This window comes from Mesorhizobium sp. M4B.F.Ca.ET.089.01.1.1, from assembly GCF_004022605.1.
GTDB classification, from domain to species: Bacteria; Pseudomonadota; Alphaproteobacteria; order Rhizobiales; family Rhizobiaceae; genus Mesorhizobium; species Mesorhizobium abyssinicae.
The window spans coordinates 1-517 of record NZ_RZOS01001305.1 but is presented as its reverse complement, the minus strand read 5'-3'; the positions used below and the strand labels follow the sequence as shown (position 1 = coordinate 517).

Sequence of the window (517 nt, the reverse complement as noted above, 5' to 3'; positions counted from 1 at the left end):
ATCGCGCAGACTCAGATTGGAGCGGAAGTAGCCAGATAGCACGGGCCACAATTTCGATCAGGTAGTTCGATCACACGTCATTTCGTCAGTATCGATTGTCGCGCATCTCGGAACCAGATCCGCCCTGCGTGTGAACGATCTTGAAACGAGATGATGTGGGACGACAATCGGTATTTGACCACTACCATTTAAATAGAGATTCTTTGGCCGCTCGCTTCCGCTGAGCTTGATAAAGCGCTGACATTAGCACGAAACAATGAATGGGAGGAGGAACATTTCATGTCGCAAGAACTCGAATATCTTAGCCGTTACGTCGCTGCGGGCCGCCTGAGCCGACGTGAATTTCTCGGCCGTGCGACGGCGCTCGGCGTTTCAGCGACGTTCGCCAATTCGATCCTCGCCAGCGCTGCGCGCGCGCAGGGGCCTGTCCGCGGCGGTATCACCAGGGGCGGCCTTAGTGGTGCTGGGGCAACCGACAGTCTCGATCCGGCGACGTCCTCGAAGATTATATCAAGAT

At 55.5% G+C, this 517-nt stretch carries 1 protein-coding gene; it reads left to right on the top strand.

Features of this window, described 5'->3' with window-relative positions:
* Nucleotides 1-279 precede the first annotated feature (279 nt).
* On the top strand, nucleotides 280-517 hold a 238-nt coding region (locus EN780_RS37280; RefSeq protein WP_128276644.1), incomplete at its 3' end, for a twin-arginine translocation signal domain-containing protein.